This is a genomic window from Mesorhizobium sp. M7A.F.Ca.US.006.04.2.1, from assembly GCF_004022915.1.
Taxonomy (GTDB): Bacteria; Pseudomonadota; Alphaproteobacteria; order Rhizobiales; family Rhizobiaceae; genus Mesorhizobium; species Mesorhizobium ciceri.
Window position 1 is genome coordinate 1 of record NZ_RZQA01001343.1, and the last position, 1,032, is coordinate 1,032.

Consider the following 1,032-nt stretch of genomic DNA (forward strand, 5'->3'; position numbering starts at 1 on the left):
CGCTGGCGGCGTGGCCGGCCAGCTCGATGGCCTTCTCGGCGACGCGATATTCCGAAAGGTTCGAGCGGCGCGCCAATTCCTCGATCGCGGTCCGGTACTGGTCGCGCGAGAAGAAGTCGAGCGCGGCGAAATCGGTGCGCTCGCGCAGCACGGTGTCGATGCGGCTGACGCCTTCGAACCACACGGTCCAATCGACGTCGTTGATGAGGCGCAGGCCACGAATGATGTTGCCCGTCGTCACATTGCCGCTGGACAACGTGTGATGTTCGGAAATGATGATTTCCTCGGCATCGGAGCCGGTCTTTTCGAGCTCGCCTTCCAGCCATTCCAGAGCCTTGCCGGCATTCTGCGAGCCATCGCGCAGGCGATAGAGCAGCTGGGTGGCGAAGGTGGTGTCCTGTGCGTGGGCGCTGAAATTGGACAGGATCGACTGCCGGTCGGCGCTGTCGTCGGTGGCCAGGACCTTGTCGGCCACATCGTTGGCGATCTGACGCATCTGACGGGTTCGATTGACCCTGACCGCCAGCCGGCGCAGATTTTCGATCAGCACGAAGCGCAACAGCGAAGGCAGCGCCCAGAGTTCGCCGATCTTCAGCGGCTCGACCGACTGAAAACCCTGGACGATGGACTTGAACATCGTCGCCGAAACGGAACTGTCCGAATGTGCGACATAGGTCCAGGCCAGCGCCAGCGCGCGCGGCACGCTGCCGCCGTCAGGCAGCTTCAGGGTCGGCAACTGGCGATAGAAGCGGCGCGGCAGGTCGCGCTTGACCTGGAAAATGGTCTCTTCGACCAGGTAATTGTTGTCGAGCAGCCATTGTGCCGCCGGCGTGATCGTCTCGCCCCTCGCCTGCGCCGCATTGGTCGACCGGTAGACTTCCAAAATCTTCTTGGCGCTGTCGCGGATACGGGCCTGAAAATCGAAGGGCGTCAGCCCGAACAGGTCTGTGAGGTCGCCTTTCGCCAGGCTTTCACCGAGCAGCCGAAGGCGCTCTTCGGGCAGGTAATTGGAGCGGATCGGCTCTTCGGTGA

The 1,032-nt window shown here is 62.6% G+C and carries 1 pseudogene; it reads right to left on the reverse strand.

What is annotated here, in order from left to right:
• Positions 1–1,032 (reverse strand): annotated as a pseudogene (locus tag EN925_RS37170) (protein ndvB); the annotation flags it as partial.